The organism is Rhizobium sp. CFBP 8762 (assembly GCF_014841565.1).
Lineage (GTDB): Bacteria > Pseudomonadota > Alphaproteobacteria > Rhizobiales > Rhizobiaceae > CFBP-8762.
Map to the genome: position 1 here is coordinate 99270 of NZ_JACYUD010000008.1, position 16053 is coordinate 115322.

General features: G+C 57.4%; 23 protein-coding genes and 1 pseudogene. All 24 read right to left on the reverse strand.

What is annotated here, in order from left to right; genetic code table 11:
* Window positions 1-22: 22 nt before the first annotated feature.
* The 24 genes and pseudogenes from IFT84_RS17370 to IFT84_RS17490 all read right to left on the reverse strand — a co-directional run bounded on the left by IFT84_RS17370 (window position 23) and on the right by IFT84_RS17490 (window position 15988).
* Window positions 23-571, reverse strand: coding sequence for a hypothetical protein (locus tag IFT84_RS17370; RefSeq protein ID WP_192121690.1), 549 nt, complete (start codon window positions 569-571; stop codon window positions 23-25).
* A gap of 10 nt (window positions 572-581) precedes the next feature.
* Window positions 582-950, reverse strand: a pseudogene (locus tag IFT84_RS17375) (hypothetical protein); the annotation flags it as partial.
* A gap of 722 nt (window positions 951-1672) precedes the next feature.
* Window positions 1673-2464 (reverse strand): DUF2612 domain-containing protein, encoded by a 792-nt coding sequence (locus IFT84_RS17385; protein ID WP_192121696.1) that lies wholly within the window; start codon window positions 2462-2464, stop codon window positions 1673-1675.
* A 1-nt stretch (window position 2465) separates the two neighbouring features.
* A complete protein-coding gene (locus IFT84_RS17390) occupies window positions 2466-3368 on the reverse strand; it encodes a hypothetical protein (protein ID WP_192121697.1) in 903 nt (300 codons plus the stop codon).
* Window positions 3365-3727, reverse strand: coding sequence for a hypothetical protein (locus IFT84_RS17395; RefSeq protein WP_192121699.1), 363 nt, complete (start codon window positions 3725-3727; stop codon window positions 3365-3367). The genes IFT84_RS17390 and IFT84_RS17395 overlap by 4 nt, the downstream gene beginning before the upstream one ends.
* Complete coding sequence (locus IFT84_RS17400) at window positions 3724-4386, reverse strand: Gp138 family membrane-puncturing spike protein (RefSeq protein WP_192121702.1); 663 nt, start codon at window positions 4384-4386, stop codon at window positions 3724-3726. The genes IFT84_RS17395 and IFT84_RS17400 overlap by 4 nt, the downstream gene beginning before the upstream one ends.
* A gap of 9 nt (window positions 4387-4395) precedes the next feature.
* A complete protein-coding gene (locus tag IFT84_RS17405) occupies window positions 4396-5304 on the reverse strand; it encodes a phage protein (RefSeq protein WP_192121704.1) in 909 nt (302 codons plus the stop codon).
* A gap of 9 nt (window positions 5305-5313) precedes the next feature.
* Entirely contained in the window at window positions 5314-5634 is a 321-nt protein-coding gene (locus IFT84_RS17410) for a phage baseplate plug family protein (RefSeq protein ID WP_192121706.1), read from the reverse strand.
* Window positions 5631-6209, reverse strand: coding sequence for a phage baseplate protein (locus tag IFT84_RS17415; protein ID WP_192121708.1), 579 nt, complete (start codon window positions 6207-6209; stop codon window positions 5631-5633). Before IFT84_RS17415 ends, IFT84_RS17410 begins: the two co-directional genes overlap by 4 nt.
* The gene (locus IFT84_RS17420; RefSeq protein ID WP_192121710.1) at window positions 6209-8029 is read right to left on the reverse strand and encodes a tape measure protein; all 1821 of its coding nucleotides are present in this window, start codon (window positions 8027-8029) and stop codon (window positions 6209-6211) included. The genes IFT84_RS17415 and IFT84_RS17420 overlap by 1 nt, the downstream gene beginning before the upstream one ends.
* A gap of 292 nt (window positions 8030-8321) precedes the next feature.
* Complete coding sequence (locus IFT84_RS17425; RefSeq protein WP_192121712.1) at window positions 8322-8468, reverse strand: hypothetical protein; 147 nt, start codon at window positions 8466-8468, stop codon at window positions 8322-8324.
* Window positions 8469-8506: 38 nt separating this feature from the next.
* Window positions 8507-8944, reverse strand: coding sequence for a phage tail assembly chaperone (locus tag IFT84_RS17430; RefSeq protein WP_192121714.1), 438 nt, complete (start codon window positions 8942-8944; stop codon window positions 8507-8509).
* A 12-nt stretch (window positions 8945-8956) separates the two neighbouring features.
* Entirely contained in the window at window positions 8957-9391 is a 435-nt protein-coding gene (locus IFT84_RS17435) for a phage structural protein (RefSeq protein WP_192121716.1), read from the reverse strand.
* Between the two features lie 12 nt (window positions 9392-9403).
* Window positions 9404-10546 carry a DUF3383 family protein gene (locus tag IFT84_RS17440; RefSeq protein ID WP_192121718.1) on the reverse strand — a complete coding sequence of 381 codons (1143 nt, stop codon included), beginning with the start codon at window positions 10544-10546 and terminating at the stop codon, window positions 9404-9406.
* A gap of 37 nt (window positions 10547-10583) precedes the next feature.
* The gene (locus IFT84_RS17445) at window positions 10584-11153 is read right to left on the reverse strand and encodes a phage neck terminator protein (protein WP_192121720.1); all 570 of its coding nucleotides are present in this window, start codon (window positions 11151-11153) and stop codon (window positions 10584-10586) included.
* A complete protein-coding gene (locus tag IFT84_RS17450) occupies window positions 11143-11484 on the reverse strand; it encodes a hypothetical protein (protein WP_192121722.1) in 342 nt (113 codons plus the stop codon). The genes IFT84_RS17445 and IFT84_RS17450 overlap by 11 nt, the downstream gene beginning before the upstream one ends.
* Window positions 11481-11945: a hypothetical protein gene (locus IFT84_RS17455; protein WP_244651263.1), complete on the reverse strand. Its 465-nt coding sequence runs from the start codon at window positions 11943-11945 to the stop codon at window positions 11481-11483. The genes IFT84_RS17450 and IFT84_RS17455 overlap by 4 nt, the downstream gene beginning before the upstream one ends.
* Window positions 11945-12343, reverse strand: coding sequence for a DUF4054 domain-containing protein (locus IFT84_RS17460; protein ID WP_192121724.1), 399 nt, complete (start codon window positions 12341-12343; stop codon window positions 11945-11947). The genes IFT84_RS17455 and IFT84_RS17460 overlap by 1 nt, the downstream gene beginning before the upstream one ends.
* Window positions 12344-12348: 5 nt before the next feature.
* Window positions 12349-12549 carry a hypothetical protein gene (locus tag IFT84_RS17465; RefSeq protein WP_192121726.1) on the reverse strand — a complete coding sequence of 67 codons (201 nt, stop codon included), beginning with the start codon at window positions 12547-12549 and terminating at the stop codon, window positions 12349-12351.
* Window positions 12550-12601: 52 nt separating this feature from the next.
* A complete protein-coding gene (locus IFT84_RS17470) occupies window positions 12602-13171 on the reverse strand; it encodes a hypothetical protein (protein ID WP_192121729.1) in 570 nt (189 codons plus the stop codon).
* Window positions 13172-13183: 12 nt separating this feature from the next.
* Window positions 13184-14134 (reverse strand): DUF2184 domain-containing protein, encoded by a 951-nt coding sequence (locus IFT84_RS17475; RefSeq protein WP_192121731.1) that lies wholly within the window; start codon window positions 14132-14134, stop codon window positions 13184-13186.
* A 13-nt stretch (window positions 14135-14147) separates the two neighbouring features.
* Window positions 14148-14585 (reverse strand): structural cement protein Gp24, encoded by a 438-nt coding sequence (locus tag IFT84_RS17480; RefSeq protein ID WP_192121733.1) that lies wholly within the window; start codon window positions 14583-14585, stop codon window positions 14148-14150.
* A complete protein-coding gene (locus IFT84_RS17485; RefSeq protein WP_192121735.1) occupies window positions 14585-15736 on the reverse strand; it encodes a DUF2213 domain-containing protein in 1152 nt (383 codons plus the stop codon). The genes IFT84_RS17480 and IFT84_RS17485 overlap by 1 nt, the downstream gene beginning before the upstream one ends.
* A 3-nt stretch (window positions 15737-15739) precedes the next feature.
* Window positions 15740-15988: a hypothetical protein gene (locus IFT84_RS17490; RefSeq protein ID WP_192121737.1), complete on the reverse strand. Its 249-nt coding sequence runs from the start codon at window positions 15986-15988 to the stop codon at window positions 15740-15742.
* Between the last annotated feature and the right edge of the window lie 65 nt (window positions 15989-16053).

Sequence of the window (16053 nt, forward strand, 5' to 3'; positions counted from 1 at the left end):
ATGGGTATCCTGATTTTTTGGATTAAGGCCAGTCAACCACGGCTGCGGCCCGGACTGTCTTTTCGGATTTGGCAGCGCCGATCTTGGCCTTGGCACCCAGCCGCAAGCCTTCGATCTGTGCGCCGACCTGCTGCCATTGTGCGAAGGAAGCCAGCACGGTTTCACCAACGGCTACCAGCGTCTTGCCGGTAATGCCGACCTCTGCCGACAGCATGGGATAGTCAGCCGCCTTCGGTGTGCCCTCAGCAGCTTGTAGACGTTTGGCCTCATCAACCTTCTGCTGGTAGGTCATGGCCTGCCCCGCACCCGGTGTGATGTATTTGAGCCGGGCCACTTCCGCCGATGCATCAACCGCTGCGGCCAAGTCAGCCTTGATCTGGTCGAGGTCAAAGCCCTCAACTGTCGGAGGCGCGAATTCACCTTCGATGTATGACCACCCTTGGTCTACATCCGCTGGTGCTTCAAACATCGTTTTCGCGATGTCCGGGTGAAACAGATCTGTCACCGCCATGTCGTCCGGTAGATCAACCACTTCGGCCACGATGTCATTTGCAATTCTGGCGTACTTCATGACCGTTCCCTTAATACTGAATGATGACTGCGCCGTCAGCGCCATTGCCACCCTTGCCGTTTGCAGCCCAATAACCGTAGTGCGCACCGCCGCCAGAGCCGGGAGAAACGCCATTGATACCGCCGTTTGTGCCGGATCGACCGCCACCACCGAACGCACCAGCGCCGCCGTTACCGCCATAGACACCATTTACGGGCGCACCATCGGTTCCAAACCCACCAGCGAAATTCAAATCACCACCGGAGCCAATGCCGCCGTAACCACCTGCGACAGTGGTGGCACCGGAACCCTGTTCCCCGCCGGTAGCTGAGATAATGGTGCCGTTAGCAGTCAGAGTGGTGCTGCCCCCATTCTGGCCGGGGCTACCATTGTTGTTCACNGGGAACAACATCGATCCATTTTTCAGCATACCCACCAGCGCCACCGCCGCCCGAGCATTTGGCCGATCCGTCTGCGTACTGACCGACACCCGCAGCACCACCGCCACCGCCGACAACCCGAGCGAAGATTTTGAAGACGCCTACAGGTACAACGAAGCTGCCAGCGCCAGCCGTGGTTTTGGACCACAGATTACGGCTGGGCAGATCAATGGTTTTGAGACCCGACACCTGAAACGCTGTGCCGGTGCAGACCAGATCAACAACCTGATCGGCAATGAGGTCCGAACGCTGCAAAGGCGAACCGTCGGCGCGCACGATTGGCAGGGTTGCCAGCGTACCAACCCTCAACGTTGCAGGGCCGGTATTGGTTATCCTTACCTTCATGCGGATAAGCACACCGTCCTGATAAGACTCCAGTGCAGGGGTCAAAGCGACAGTCAGCGCATTGGTTGATCCTGCCGCAACCGTGTAGTTCATCTTCTGCGACTGGATAGCCTGCGCAAGCTGGAGAAGGTTCGGATAGTCAACCGATACCGCCGAACTCAGCAGAACGTTGTGTATCTGCCCCCACGGATAGCCGGTTGTGAAATTGAACAGGCTTTGGTCAGCCTGCCCGCATGGATAGCCGCCTTCAAGTTCAGAAGCGAGCGGCGCACGCGTGTTGTCATCGAGGCTGTTCCAAGGAGCAACCCCTTTTGTGAATAACGGCATTTAGCCACTCCTATGAGCAGGTGTAAGGATCGATCGGTGTTGGGCAGAACCATTCCGCGCTTTCGCAAAGGCCAGCCCAGCCAGCGCCGAACCCGAAGACCGGACCGGCGTTCAACGATACGTGGGGCTTGATGCCCGGTGCGATTGGCAGGACTCGGAAGGCCAGCGGCAACTCTGTCTGCTCTGCAAGTGTAAGCGAACGGCCCGGCGATACGGCCACGCGACCACCACCCATGTTGACCACCGAAGCACTGTCGCCCCACAGATGGGCAGCCGCGTCTTGAAGGCTTTCTATGTCCCAAAGCTGTAACGCCTGATACCGGCGCGCCAGCAGGTAATTGCGATAGACCTCATCGTCGGCAAAGCAGTAATCTGTCGTGCCCGCCTCATTGCAGCCGAACCATGAACCACCTTCGCAGAACCCAACGATTGGCTGGTTTGGCGTCACCTGCCCGCACGAGAATCCAAACACCGGCTGAATGGTGCAAACGCAGTGGCAACGTGGCCAGCCCAGACGCTTGCCGACAAGGGTCAATTGATCACCGGTCGCGCTGTTGATGTCGAACGCATCCGGCAGTGAAAAGCTGGCGACGATGATGTCCGCGACCGCTTCAAGATCATTTCGAAGGATGCCCAGAAGCCGAGGGCTTTCCCGGTATTGCGTCAGTATCCGGTTGATCCGTTCTTCGATCAAAGCCGGGCCAGACAATCCGCCGGTGTCTGCCGTCAGTGCCGTCGAGGAAGCATCAGCCGTGCTACTGTCAGCAGTATCAAGCCATGCGTCCAGATGAGTGTAAGGCATGTCATACCGCCGTGATGGTGATCGCGTTCAGTCCGAGCGTGGCAATCTCTGCAAAACCGATGCTGATAGGCAGATCACCTTGAGCGCCGCCTACCCTGCCACCGTCAATGTCCATGATCTGAACGTTCGGGTACGCGCATGACACATAGGTTCGGATCATGTGAAGCGTGATGTCCTGCCCGTTGTCAGGACGCGTTGCAGCCGCGTTGAACTGTAGCCAAAGCGCTTGAGCAATGGCCGCATTTGATGGTGGTGGGCAACCGTTCGCACCGTTCTGCTTCGATACAGTGAGTGCAAGCGTGATTGGCACCTCATCAGGCCGTAAAAGCCTCATAGAGCGGCAAAACCCGCCGACCGTGGTTGATACCGCCGTATTGCCGAACGACGAAATGCCGGGGACGATGTACTGGCGCGCGACCGTTGCAATTTCCACATCATCGCCGCCCAGCACGGCCACGCTCACGCTGTGTGGATCCAGACCGTTTGCATCAATGGTGTTGTCGTCATTCGCGTAAATCTTGGCATAGGTCACGCCGTCGACATTTACCACAGCGCGGTAGAAGTCAGCATCCCGGGTATTGGCCAGACCGGCGTTCGATATTGCAGACCGCAACGACGCATCTGTTTCACCTGATTGCCGAGTGATCAGCCGCAGGCGGGCCAGAATATCCAGCCGCGTGCCGTCCGCCTGATCTGGATCGTAGGACTGATAGACGTCCTCGAACATTTCCCATGCTTGTGTGATCAAATCGGCACGCAGCCCGTTCAATTGCCCCATAGGCGACTGTGACGTCTGCACCAGACCGGGACCGAATATCGTGATGTTGCTGGCTTCGATCTCAGACAGGATCACGGATAGCGGCTTGCGCGAAAATCCCGTCGAAACAACGCCGTAATCGGTCATACTTCAACCTCTATATCATATTCAGTTCGGACGTTGACGCCGTGGATCACAAGCCCGCGTGTGGAGCGGTCGAACCGAACAGAGAATGAGGTGATTTCCTCAACGCCGTCCGTGTCCAGTATCTCCGCCTTCACGACGCCTTCGGCCAGTGCCGGGTCATAACCAGACCCGAGGATGTTGTTCAGCCAAGGAACACCGGCTGTCGTATCAAGAAACCATTCGCCTTCGTGCGTATTCAGCCGCTGGCGAGCGTGTTGACCTACGGTCTCTGCATCCTGCACCAGCGCCAGATTGCCGTCAGCGGTCAATCTCAGGTCATTGGTGGTTTCATCAATGGCCAGCCCTACACGTTCAGTCATAGCGCCATCGCCCTTACTTTCGCGGCCAACTCAATCAGCTGCGCGCGGTTCTGCAATTGGTGGCCTGTGCCTGCCGATGAGCCGTAATTGATCTGCAATTGATCCGACGCCACCAGCTCCATGAACTCCGCCAGGATTAGGTAGACGTTGCCTTCCGCACCCTCGATGGCGATTTTTCCCTCCGGGCTTCCTCGAACTCCGTATTGGCCTTCTGGGTCGAACCGGATGTGGAAATTGTCCGGATCCACGTTAGGCAATGGATCGGCCAAGCTGTCGCCGCCAGAGATCGAGGCGCGCATGTCAGACAGTGCAAAGGACCGGCTGTCGAAAGCATACCGACCTTCGCCCGTGTCGTAGTTGTCCATGCTTCGCATTTGCGGTGTGAGCATAACCTTAGTGCCTGCCGGGACCGGAAACGTGATGCCTGCATTACCCGTGCGCGGCATGTCCACCGGCACCTCGTATAGGACAGGCATATCAACCTGCTCGCCGTTGTGCACAGGCCGATAGAGAGGCTGCACAGTGGCCGTTCCGCTGGCGGGGTCATAATCCACCACCTGCCCCGGTATCGGCCCCAGCATGGCTTCTCTGTCGGCTTCTATCTGCTGTCCAATGACATCGCGTGCACCGTTGGTGGCCTTCCCCAGATATCCCGGCATGAACGCCTCCTATGTCTTGGCTTTTCGCTTTTTGCGCTTGCCGATTTTGCCTTGATCGACCTTGCCGCCTTGAAGCGCTTCGCCGTGTATTTCCACCTTGAAGTCACCATCTCGATTGTCGCCGGAATAGGTGCATGTCGAGACCCGGAACATGCCGTTCTCGCCGTTCATCTGGAGCGTTTCGCTGATCACCTGCACACGCCGGTTCGGCCTGATTTCAGGATTGAGCAAAGCGGTGACGCGGACGCCGTTGTCTGTGATCGTCGGCGCATCAATCAAACCGGTCTGGGCCGATAGCAGCACCACGCCGCCCACGTACCCGTCGCCCGGTATGATCTCCATGGTTTCATTCTGGATATTCCAGTAGAAGCCCATGCCGCGCCCGATGGTATCAAGTTCACGCCGACAGGACCCACACATGGCGTATGGTCTGGGATAGGTTTCTGGCATGTCATCGGGAAACTTCCATTCCCCACGCTTCACACCGTCCTTCTCCAGTTCCTTGTAAATGTCCTCGACAACCTCTTTGACAGGGGTGCCTTTCTTGTAGGACTTGGAAATGGTTGCCTTGCGCAGCGCCTTATCACCGTCGCCGCATATGATCTTGCTGACGATATCCGCGCCTTCCCGGCGGTGTTCTACGTCGCGGATTGCACCTTTGAAAATGATGCCGACATTGCCTTGCTCACCCGGAGGCATGTACCCGGCTTCGAGTGTGATCGTGTCCAGCTCTTTGCCGATTGAATTTCGGTGGCTTTCGTTGAGGTTCCATATCTCAATGTCCGCCGTGTTTGGCGAACTGGATACGCCCTTGTCGATGTTGAAGCCGATCTTCAATTGGTGTGACTGGCTGTTGCCCGCGTTGACCGTCAAACCACCGTTGAACGTCGCTCTAATCTTGCGTAAGTATTGAAGCATGAATCCCTCTTATGCAGAGGCTGCCGCCGCCTCTTCCTGTGTCGCGTGAAGCAACTTGACACTGCCGTTCGGCAACTGGACCCGGTTAGGTTCTGCACCCTCCACCACCGGAGCCGCGAAGATCACACCCACGCCGAAGTCAAACGCCGCGAGCAAATCAACGCCAATGACGATGCGCCGGCCATGAAGCACTGGCGTATCATCAATCGACAGATCGAAAGACCATCGGTCGTTCGTTGGATTGTATCGCAGCCGGAGCGTGATGCGCCGGTTGCTCACCACCGCTGAAAACTGCTGGTCGGCTTGATCGGATACCGTAAAGGAAATCATTTCGCGCCGATCCCTGTCCATTTGGAAAGCAAGGATTGATCCCGCTCCGTAACCGTTGCCTTGTCGCCTTGCTGCACCGTTGAGGTTGCTCGATCCTGTGTGGCGCTACCAGATGCCCGTGAAGGGTCAGGAGACGCCGCCTTGCTGCTTTTCTCGCCGCCGGGCTTGCCAGATGCTTGACTACTGTCCTTACCGTCTGGCGAGGCTGCATAGGACGTGCTGACGATGATCACCTCTTTCAGGTCCACCGTGCAGCGAAGCACCCGCGAGAACTTCGAGTCCCGCTCTGGACTGATTTCCGTGATCAGCATGTTTTTGTAGACCTTAAGACCCGTCACCAGCGTGAAAGGTACACGGCTTTCTTGAAAGCGCACCAACGCTGCATGTGTGGCGGCCGCGTTATTGTCAGCCACCTCCAATGTTACCTCTTTGGGCAAGAGGAAGGCGTGATCCGTGATCCTCGACCCGTTTTCGACGGGCAGCTCTGTGACCTCAATCCGGCTCCGGTGCTTCTCCGACACGATGCACGAGATAGGCACCGGGCCAATCACACGGGAAAACGCGATCATGCTCATCAGAATGCCGGTCCTTGTTCTACACGAGCCGCGCCGACAGCGCCGGATACTGCCGCGCCTGTTGCCTGTGCTGCTGCGCCCGGTGCTGCTGTAGCTTGCGTTACCGTCTGGTTGACTGTTGAGTTGATCACCACGGACTGGTTGCGGTTGTCCTGGCTGTTATCGTTCGCCACTGCCGTTGCCGCCGACCCACCGCTCTGCCGAACGGTATTGTTTCGGTAGTTCTCGATAGCCCTTGCGGCAGCGTCTTGCGCACCGGCAAGATTGCGCTTGCGCTGATCATCTGGGTTGAGCGACAGGTCAAATCGCCCCGGTGTGGAACCGTCTCCGCCCGTACCAGCGCCGCCAAGATTGATGTTTGGAATGAGATTTGCAAACCAAGCTTGGATAGACGCACCCCACGCTTTCAAACCATCGAAGATAGCTTGGCCCATGGCAGAGCCCAGCGTAGAAAACGTCTTGATTGCATCAGACGCCACCTCGCTCCAGAAGCCCGCCAGAAAGCCGACAAGCCCCTTGATTCCCGTCATCAAACCATTGGCGATTTGCAGGCCGATACCAGACCAGTCAACCGATGAGACACTATCAGTGATCAGGCGAACAAGGTTCGTGCCTATTTCCCGAACGCCATCCAAGAAGAACCGGGCGATATTCTGCCCCAGCGCTAACCAGTTCTGGTTCTGGATGGCACCGATGATGTTCTGAAAGGCTGCTATAGCCTTTGGAAACAGCTCACCAAACGTATCGGACAGCGTGGACGGTAGTTGCTTCATCCATTCGATGAACGCGCCTATAACGCTCTCACCGCCGCGCATGTAGGTCAGGAAGTCTTCAAGCGCCAAGCCCAGCGCGACGATAACCGCCGTGATCGGGAACACATAAGCAGCCAAGGCCACCAGCGCCCACTTGAAGGCTTCGAACACACCCTTGTTTTCATCTATGATCTGGGAAAGCGTGGCGAAGTTGCGCTGCATCACAGTAAAGGCGCTACCGATCACGTCTGTCGCCCAGACAAACCCGTCCGACAGGTTCTTCGCCCATCGGTCAATTGTCCCGTCCTCGTCCAGCCTATCAATAAATGAAGTAAGGCGTCCAAGCTGGTTTTTGACCGCATCGAAGAACCCCGCATCACCTATACGGCGCTGGAAGTCCACCCATGTGTCTTGCAAGTTCGAGACAATGCCGTTGAAGGTCTTGGACTGCTTCTCCATGGCGCCATTGAAGCGGTCGCCAAAGTTCTCTTTCAGGAACTTCGTGATTTCCGTGCTGTTTTTCTTGACGGTCTTCGTCAGTTCCTTGCCGTTTTTGGACCACGAGAATGTGACATCGTCACCCGCAGCCTTAGACTTGATGCCGAACTCTTTCAGCCGCTCAAATTCGCCCGTGGCCGCGTCTGCAATGGCTTCAACGCCCTGCATCAAACCTTTGCCCATGGCGCTTGCAGCGTCACCCACAGCCGACAGTGTGCCGTCCATGGGGTCTAGGCCGTAAGCCTTGAGCCGGACGAACGCTTCTGTCACCTCGCCCACTTCGTAAGGCGTGGTCTTGCCAAAGTTCGCAACCCAATCCAGAGAGGCTTTCGCCTTCTCCGCTGATCCTTCAATGGTTTCAAGGGTAGCGGCATAGCTTTCGAACGTCGCTGAGGTGGATATGACATTCTTGCCCAAGAGCGTCATTGCACCAGCCGCAGCCGCAGTGGCGACCGCCGCAAACGAGACCAGTTTAGCCGCAGCCGTCTCAATGCCTGCTGTGAACTTCTTGAGGTTGGCTTCACCTTGAATGTCGTAACCAAGAATGGCGACCAGTTCATCAATGATCATGGGTTGCTACATCCTTAGGAGAACGCCATATTCCGAATATCAGGCAGGAAGCGAGGAACGATGGCTGTTGAAAAGAAGCAAAGGTATTGCGCTACAGACGCACGGTACGTGCTGGCGGAGCGAAACAAACCCAACCACATTTTGCACCTAATTCTATCGGTCATAACCGTAGGATTTTGGATTCCAGTGTGGTTCCTCGTGACATTCTTTTCAGGCCTTCAAGCCTACCGGTGTCCGATCTGTGGGGGCAGAACATCAAATGCGACATTGGCGAAGGTTCGCGGCAAGTAAATCACTTCGCATTTGCACGCTCGTTCAAAGCCGCCTTCAAATCCAGCGCTTCATGCGCGTCCATCACATCCCGCAATGTCACCCACTGCCGCAATGCCAGCATGTCGTACAACGGCGGTTCGGCAAGGATAGGACGCCACAGGAACATATTGAGGTTGGGCGCGACACGCTCAACCTCGTTCTGATTTAAGCCCGCGCCACCCGGCTTAGATTGCCACTGGCCAGGGCGCCGGAAAAAAAATCCCCGAACTGCTCACCCAAAACGAAGATAACAACCGGGATCAGGTCTTTCAGGTTGCCTGTGAAATCGCCGTCCATGTCGACCGGATCGTATGTGCCGGACTCGCGCTGGATCGACGCCAGTTCAACGATATCCTTCACCAGCTTGCCGAACTCACGCGGGTCCAGATGCTTGAAGATGTCAGTGAACGCGGCCACCGCCATCGCATCGGACTTGGCCTTCATTTCATCCGTGGCCTTGTCGTTGCGTCCGGCAAGGATTTCCGGCAACCGGTCCAGTGCGCCGCCAAGCAACTGCATCAAGCGCGCCTGCATGACGACGGCTTCAATGGCAAGCATGGGCGCAACCTTGAACGTGCGCCCGTTGATTTTCTTCTCAGCCAAGATGCTCTCCTATCAGGCGTTCGGGATTTCAGGGTTCCATTCAGCGGTCCACAACAACCATTCGCGAACGTTGGCGTTGGTGCCTTTGTTGTCGGCTGGGGCCTGCTGAATGAAGCATTTGTCTGCCACGCCACCCTCATTGCTGGCCGCGTCTACGACCGAGAACGGGAACGCTGTCGAAACCACGCCGAGCGCACGCTGGCGTTTCAGCTTTTGCGACAAGAGCCGGTGTGTTGGGCTGGTGTGCTGGAGCTTAAGACTGATTGTGGCCGAGCGGTCCGCAGACTGCGAAAAGATGCCGGAGCCATCGGCACCAATAAGTCCGGTTCCGATGTCTGTACCGTTCGATACTGCGATTGCGTCATCGCCGTCCCACAGACCGATGACCCTCTGGCCATCAACTGTAGCAACGACATTGATCATGGAATATGCGGTTGTGGTTGCCATGTTCTATGATCCTTAGAAACGCATGGTGTAGTTGACGGTGGCGTAGTGAACCGCGCCCGCGTAGCGGAAGTTAACCGCGATGGCCGGGGCAACACGCGCCTTACGCTGGCTTTCTGGCACATCGAACACGGATGGCACTGTGATCGTCACAGCCGCTTGATAATCGCCCGTTGACGGGTTCACATCGTTCGCCACCAGACCGGCACGGGTTGCCGCCTGCATGACCTGCCGCGCCGCAGATGCGACCTGCTGCAAACCAGCATCAGTGAAGGGCACACGGGCATTGTTCAGGAAGATGCCAAGCATGGCTTCCTCTGTCCGCGCTACGATCCAGTCCGTTGCGTGAACCTCATCGATGAAAGTGTTCGGTGTCAGCGTAGAGCCTTCTGTGACGAAGTTGCGCCCGCCGATATCGATGTAGGTGTTGGCGCAATGACCGGACACCTTGTCCTGTCCGATACCCGGCACAAAGCCCGTAACAGCGGTCAGGGCGGCCGATGCGATGTTCACCGCAGCCACACCGTCAAGCGTCTTGAACTTCGCTGTGTATGCGCTGTTGGCATCGTCAAAGTTGAACGTGCCCAGCTTGGCAGCAAGCGCGATGGAAGGCCATTCAGCTGGGTCCGAATGGTAGAACACCGAGGTGCGATCAACCGTGCCTTTGAACCGTGCTGCAATGTTTGTCGTGTTGGACGCAACCAGCATCAGCGGATCGTTGCTATCGATGAAGGTCTGCTTGTTCTTGGACTGCACCCACGACACAAGACCGTCAAGCTTTGGCGTGTCGCGCAAACTGCTGTCCACGGTCACGAAGTAGAAGTCCGGGTCATAGTCGTAGATCAGGTTCAACTGCGCCGTCAGGCCCGCGGCGTTGGCCGCGACGGTCGGATCGTAATACGCAATCTTGATCTGCAAGGGGCGCGGGTTCTGCGAGAACGCTTCCGCAGCCGCCTTGTAGGCATCCGTGGTGGTCACGAAGTCCGCTGCGACCTCATCGAGCGTGCCATAGGCCTTCACCCGGCGGCTCGCATCCACCTGCCCTGCAATTGCCGTGGGCTGGATCAGCAGCGCCGTACCAAACCCCCGGCGGCTGGGGGACTTGTCATTTCGGGACAGCGAGACATTGACGACTCTGCTGTAGGGTATCTTTGCCATTACGTGGCCCTTTCAGAAAATGCCCTGTCAGGGCGGATTATTCGGCGCGGATGTGGATGAAACTTGCCTGCTCGATCACGTCGATCAGCATGCCGTCGCGGATCATCCCACGGACATAGAGGTCCATTTGCCCTCGCGGCTGCCATTGGTTGTTGATCCAGTCCGGGACGTTGCGGACCTGTGATATTCGGTGAACCACCAGAGACGGAAACATGGGCTCCATGGTCTGACTAAGCCGCGCCGCAGCCCGCACGGGGCGCAGCAGTCCGGTCACATCATCCGAGCCGTAAGCATGGATCGAGAAGCGCCATTCAGTTTCGACAACCGGAACAGCTTGCACCTCGGATTCGGTGACCTCATCGCCTGTCGACGTGGCGTTATCTGCGGTCAGAAGTGTGTTATCAGCGACCAAAATTAGCTGGTTGCCGTACTCATCGAAGTATTCCACGTCCTGCTCGTGCTGGCGGACATCATCCATGCCCAGAAACGAGACCATGACGTACGGAAGTGGCGGCGACTTGCCCCCTTCATGCGCCCGGATTGTCACGAGGTTGGTCCGTGACTCGACCCACTTGGCTACGGCGTCAATGACAGCATCATTCGTCATTCCGCTTCTCCAAGCCCAGCGCGAACCGGTAGAACGCACCTTCGAAACGAGGCCACAGGAACAACACCCGATAGCGCTTGCCCATGTGGGTGATGTGATCGTCTTCCGACACTTCCGAACGGCTCCATGCCATCCAGCGCGCTTCTGTACGCACACCCTCGGGCATGTCCATCAACTGGCGACCGGTTGTCGGCTGTATGGTCGCTTGAATGATCACCGGCGTTGCCTCACCCTCGACATAGCGACCACCGGGAACGTAAGCACCCGGCGCACGCGGCTCGTGCGTGACGGCCACTGCTTCCTCATCGATGGCAATCGCAACGTCGATCATTTGTGAACCTTCCAAGTAACAGCACCGCGCATCTCACCGGAATCAATCAGCGGGTTTGACGATCCCTTAAGCGCTATCGTGACCGGGCTGTTTGGCGGGCTTGCGAGCGAGGTGATTTCCTCTTGAATGTCGCCTTGTGCCAGAATGCCGAGCTTCGACAGCACCTGCTTTGTGTTGGTTTCGCCGCGCAGGATCTTCGCAGCCGATGCTTTCAGCGCCGATCCATACTTGCTCTGGTTTTCACGCATGGAGTTGCGCATGAATGGCCGCTCTGGAATTGGTCCACCCCAGCCGCCGCCTGATGCGCCGCCCTTCGTGCCAAACTCATTCCAGACGGCCTTCTGGATGTTGTCGCTATCGGCTTCACCGGCTGGGAAGCCTACCTTGATTTGTCGCGGTCCCGGCACCTTGGCGGGGAGCTTTACATGCTGGACCCGCTTAACCTTGACCGTGAACCCCATCAGACCACCAGCGGCCCGGCGAAGTTCATGCGCATCAAGGCTAGAAACTGTTGCCCGTAGGTGGTGCCACCATAGAGGGCGTCAACGCCAGTAGCCGAACTGCCCGATCCAGAAACGCCGGCATACGTCACCTCGACATCGCCCACCTTGCGGCTTTTCATAGGGCCTGTGAGTGCGATGTTGCCCGCCTTGCCCATGGCCCGATCTGGTTCGCCTTCAATGGTCAGCAAATGCGCCGTAAGGTAGAGCTGCGCAGGTACGCGGTCGCGCTCCAGCCAGCTTTCACCGACCTTACCGATGGCCTCATCCAGCACCAGTTGAACAAGCGTGTCGTTGACCGGAATGAATTGCGGGAACCGCGCCTTGAACGTTGCTGGTGTGGGCTGAACATAGGCCATCGTGATCACTTCTCGGTCTTGGTGTCTTTCGGCTTTTCGTCTTCGGCTTCTTCGACGGTGATCACCTCGGCTGCCAGCCAAGCTTTTACAATGTCGGAGTCCTTTACAGTGTCCCATTCCGGAACGTTAACGGTAGCGCCGGGACGGATAGACGGACCGCTCGGCAGATGCAGAACAGCATCATGTTTGGACGTGACTTTGGCCATTGTCGTGGCTCCTGTTGGGGTAAGAGACCCCGGCGAACCGGGGCCTGTTTTGTTAGGAGGCCGAGCCGGAATTTGACGCCAGCTTTGCGTCGACCAGCTCTTTCAGCTTGGCGTCAGTGACGTTGTGCGCGTAGGACACACCGAGGTCAGCCGCCTGCTTTTTCAGTGCTTCACGGTCCGGTGCTGGCTGTTTCTGGGATGAAGCACGAAGACTTTCCAGCTCACTTGCCAGAGCAATCTTTTCGCTTTCCAGTTCGGTTACCTTGGACATAAGCGAGCGCTTTTCGGTTTCAAAGCCAAACGCCTTGGCGTCTGAGTCGCTACGAAGGGTCACAAGAGCATTGGACTGCCACTCGACGCGCTCTTGAAGCACCTCAATGTGACTTTCAAGCTCGGTGATCTTTGCGCTTGCCTCGGGGGCGGCAGAGTTCAAATCAGACAATTTGTCTGTTTTACGGTCGGGTGTGTAATCGCCTTCAACCGTGAACCATCCGGTTGCTTCCAGATGCTCCTTTTCACGTTCAAAGATTTCCACATCCGCCGTTTCGCCCGGCTCCACCAGAACCGGACCTTTGATGGTATTGACGCCGCGTGGTCCGGCTTGTGTGTTGGTGACCTTCATAGTCAGTCCTCCTTAGATGCCATCGAGATAGCGAACAGCCTTCGGACGGCGGATGTCCACGCCACCCAGACGGAAGATGCCGGGGACGTCAAAGCGCATCGGACCAGTCTGCCAAGCCGGAAGGAACCGGAACGGCATCGGAATGTGCATTTTCAGCACGTCAGGCGAGCGGCGGTAAGCGACCATGCGCTTTGTGCCGCCAGCGCCAGCAGTATCCAAGAAGCCGAACACGCCACGGATTGTGAGCGCTTGGCCCGTTGTCCGGGTGTAAATGTTGTTCCGCTCGATCCATTCCAGAATTGTGGTCTGGTTTACCGCGTCGATCCGGCGCGTGGACAGGTCCAGCATCACCGAATACGGCATCAGAAGCGTATCCGCGATTTCGCCGCCCAAGGTGCCGGTAAACATCCCGGTCAACTGGCCATTGATGTCGCGAAGAACCTGATCAGGCGTTTTGCTGGCGAAGGTAGTCGATGAACCCGTGCCGTCAGCCGGAGCCGTGGTGGCTGTTGGCGATGAGGCATTCACGAGGCCAGTAAAGCCCTTGCCAGCGTCACCAACGAACGCAACCTGATCAATCTTTTCCTCAGCAATGCGTCGGGCCAAAGAAGCCTTATCGTTGGTGAGGTTCATGCCGAGCAGTTGGGCTGTCCCGAGTTCTTCGAGATTGTAGCCGTAGCCAATCGCCGCCATGGAGACGCCGGTTTCGAACTTCTCACGGGTCAAGCCGACCTTTGGAACGTCCTGCGCTTCACCGTGGAACCACTGCGCCTGTCCGACGCCGTCCATGGAGAAGTAGGTAACAGACTGAATCCATTCCGGCGCTGACGTGTCCACAGGGATCAACTGGGGATACTGGATATCCTGATAGCGGATCGCGTAGACGGTAGGCTCGATCAACGCAGCCTGACGGATGAGAAAGCTCATCGCGACCTGCTGAGCGTCATTGATATGCATGTTCATTTGGTCGCTCCTATTAGCCGAGACGCAGCACGGCGAGGCCAGCACCGGCGGTGCTTGTGTCCCATTGCGCATTTGCGATGAGTGTGTTTGCGGTCGCTGTCTTCCAAAGGGCGCCGGTCGCTGGGGTGTAGTAGACGGGATCGCCTACCGCGACGGCTTCCGATGTCAGAACGACAATCGGGCCTTTTTTGATGACGGCGACATTGTCGTACTGCTCGTACTTGCCAGTTGGGCGCGTTGTATCGAGCACGGCAATGCCTGCGAACTTGACGGTTGGTTCGGAGTCAACAACCTGATTGTCGGCGGTGCCCTGAACACAAACCTTGCCGAAGCCAATGCCCTCGACGTCTTCTGCAAGGCGCGTGACGACAACATTCGGCTCCATGTTTGGGATCATGCCCTCAACCCAGCGAAGGTGAGTGGCGACATAATTGGTCTGGATAGTCGGCATTATGCGGCTCCCTTGTTCTGGGTCATCCAGGCCGAAGCCATGTCAGTGACCATTGCGTTGTGAGCGGTTGACGCAGGCGCGGTATCAGCTTGCTTCACACCATCTGCTACGACACGGGCGAATGGATCAGCACCAGCGGCCTTCTGAGCGTCTTCGGCAAGGATGTCGAAACGGGCGTCGATGTAGGCGTCTGGCTTGCCAGCAAGAGCAGCGTCACCCAGCTTTGCAGTCACCACAGCGCGGCGAATGGCGGCGTCGGACAGGCCGTCCACCTTCACATCCTTGGCGATCTTGGTGGCAATAGCGATCAGGCCGGCGCGATCTGCGACCAGCTTGTCGAGTGCAGCGCCGTCAACCACCTTGGCCTTAAGATCGTCAATCTCGGCGTCCTTCTTCGCCAGTTCGGCGTCTTTGGTCGCAAGAGCGGTCTGATGCTTGTTGTCGGCATCAATCAGTTTCGCCGCAGAGGACTCGAGGTCCTTCTGTAGCTTGGAAATGGCCTGGGCGCCCTGGTCGGTTGTCTGAACCGACAGTCCGTCCACGACCACAGTCCGAAGTGCTTCAGTCATGGTGACTGTCTCCTTGTCGGTGGTTGAAATAGGGGCGGCGCCCCAACTATGCGGCTCGGCATCGCCGATCCTGCATTCGGTCCCGGCACGTCCACGCTCGACTATCGCGACGTGGTTTGCTCGGATGTTTTTCTGAACAGCGTCGTAGGGCTGGCCATCTGCTGTGACCCCGCTCTCGAAAGCCAGATCGCAGGTATAGCCAGCGGATAATTCGCGCTTACCTGCGTGAACTGCGGCGATTGCTGCCGCATCCTTAAGGATCAGGGGCAGTGATATTCGATTGCCATCCCACGTCGCAGCGGTGCTGACTTCACCAACGGCCAGATCCTTCCAATTCTCGGAGGTTACGGCCACGGATGGATGGTCAACAGTCACCGGCGCATGGCTGAAAGAGCGCAGGCTGTCAGTATTGCGAACCTCTGCTTCGCTACGGTAGACGCGAACGACTGGAAGTTCGGGCTTGCCTACCTCAATGCCGGTATAAAGCTGGATGCCTGTCCGCACCGCCTTGGCGTCGGCAATAAGGTATCCTTCGGTGGTCCGACGCGTGCCGGACACCGCTACAGCGTCGGTGAAATTCATTGGTTAAGCCTCTTGCACCCTTGTCGCCGCTTCATAGCGGCTGATGTCGTCTTCTCGACCAGAGCCGAACACGTAGCGCATCGCTAGCGCATTAATTCCGATGTCGCAGTCCACGCAAAGCGCCCGGTATTGCGTGCGCCCGCCGACCTTGTCAGCGCAAACATTCCACTGCGCATGACCCGGCTTTGAACCGCAGCGGGTACACGGCACACGCTTGATGCCAGCCGCCGTATAGGGTTCTAAGCGGGGCATGTACGTCCTTCTTGATAAAGCGGTTGACATCGGTTTATGTAGCCGCATGACCGACGAACAATTTC

Bases quoted from the DNA above. Each gene is read 5' to 3' on its own strand.
- IFT84_RS17475 (WP_192121731.1), bottom strand. From the start codon at position 14,134: ATGAACATGCATATCAATGACGCTCAGCAGGTCGCGATGAGCTTTCTC.
- IFT84_RS17405 (WP_192121704.1), bottom strand. From the start codon at position 5,304: ATGCTTCAATACTTACGCAAGATTAGAGCGACGTTCAACGGTGGTTTG.
- IFT84_RS17445 (WP_192121720.1), bottom strand. From the start codon at position 11,153: ATGACGAATGATGCTGTCATTGACGCCGTAGCCAAGTGGGTCGAGTCA.
- IFT84_RS17425 (WP_192121712.1), bottom strand. From the start codon at position 8,468: ATGTTCCTGTGGCGTCCTATCCTTGCCGAACCGCCGTTGTACGACATG.
- IFT84_RS17490 (WP_192121737.1), bottom strand. From the start codon at position 15,988: ATGCCCCGCTTAGAACCCTATACGGCGGCTGGCATCAAGCGTGTGCCG.
- IFT84_RS17415 (WP_192121708.1), bottom strand. From the start codon at position 6,209: ATGAGCATGATCGCGTTTTCCCGTGTGATTGGCCCGGTGCCTATCTCG.
- IFT84_RS17420 (WP_192121710.1), bottom strand. From the start codon at position 8,029: ATGATCATTGATGAACTGGTCGCCATTCTTGGTTACGACATTCAAGGT.
- IFT84_RS17480 (WP_192121733.1), bottom strand. From the start codon at position 14,585: ATGCCGACTATCCAGACCAATTATGTCGCCACTCACCTTCGCTGGGTT.
- IFT84_RS17370 (WP_192121690.1), bottom strand. From the start codon at position 571: ATGAAGTACGCCAGAATTGCAAATGACATCGTGGCCGAAGTGGTTGAT.
- IFT84_RS17485 (WP_192121735.1), bottom strand. From the start codon at position 15,736: ATGAATTTCACCGACGCTGTAGCGGTGTCCGGCACGCGTCGGACCACC.
- IFT84_RS17465 (WP_192121726.1), bottom strand. From the start codon at position 12,549: ATGGCCAAAGTCACGTCCAAACATGATGCTGTTCTGCATCTGCCGAGC.
- IFT84_RS17395 (WP_192121699.1), bottom strand. From the start codon at position 3,727: ATGACTGAACGTGTAGGGCTGGCCATTGATGAAACCACCAATGACCTG.
- IFT84_RS17410 (WP_192121706.1), bottom strand. From the start codon at position 5,634: ATGATTTCCTTTACGGTATCCGATCAAGCCGACCAGCAGTTTTCAGCG.
- IFT84_RS17460 (WP_192121724.1), bottom strand. From the start codon at position 12,343: ATGGCCTATGTTCAGCCCACACCAGCAACGTTCAAGGCGCGGTTCCCG.
- IFT84_RS17400 (WP_192121702.1), bottom strand. From the start codon at position 4,386: ATGCCGGGATATCTGGGGAAGGCCACCAACGGTGCACGCGATGTCATT.
- IFT84_RS17455 (WP_244651263.1), bottom strand. From the start codon at position 11,945: ATGGGGTTCACGGTCAAGGTTAAGCGGGTCCAGCATGTAAAGCTCCCC.
- IFT84_RS17450 (WP_192121722.1), bottom strand. From the start codon at position 11,484: ATGATCGACGTTGCGATTGCCATCGATGAGGAAGCAGTGGCCGTCACG.
- IFT84_RS17385 (WP_192121696.1), bottom strand. From the start codon at position 2,464: ATGCCTTACACTCATCTGGACGCATGGCTTGATACTGCTGACAGTAGC.
- IFT84_RS17390 (WP_192121697.1), bottom strand. From the start codon at position 3,368: ATGACCGATTACGGCGTTGTTTCGACGGGATTTTCGCGCAAGCCGCTA.
- IFT84_RS17440 (WP_192121718.1), bottom strand. From the start codon at position 10,546: ATGGCAAAGATACCCTACAGCAGAGTCGTCAATGTCTCGCTGTCCCGA.
- IFT84_RS17435 (WP_192121716.1), bottom strand. From the start codon at position 9,391: ATGGCAACCACAACCGCATATTCCATGATCAATGTCGTTGCTACAGTT.
- IFT84_RS17470 (WP_192121729.1), bottom strand. From the start codon at position 13,171: ATGAAGGTCACCAACACACAAGCCGGACCACGCGGCGTCAATACCATC.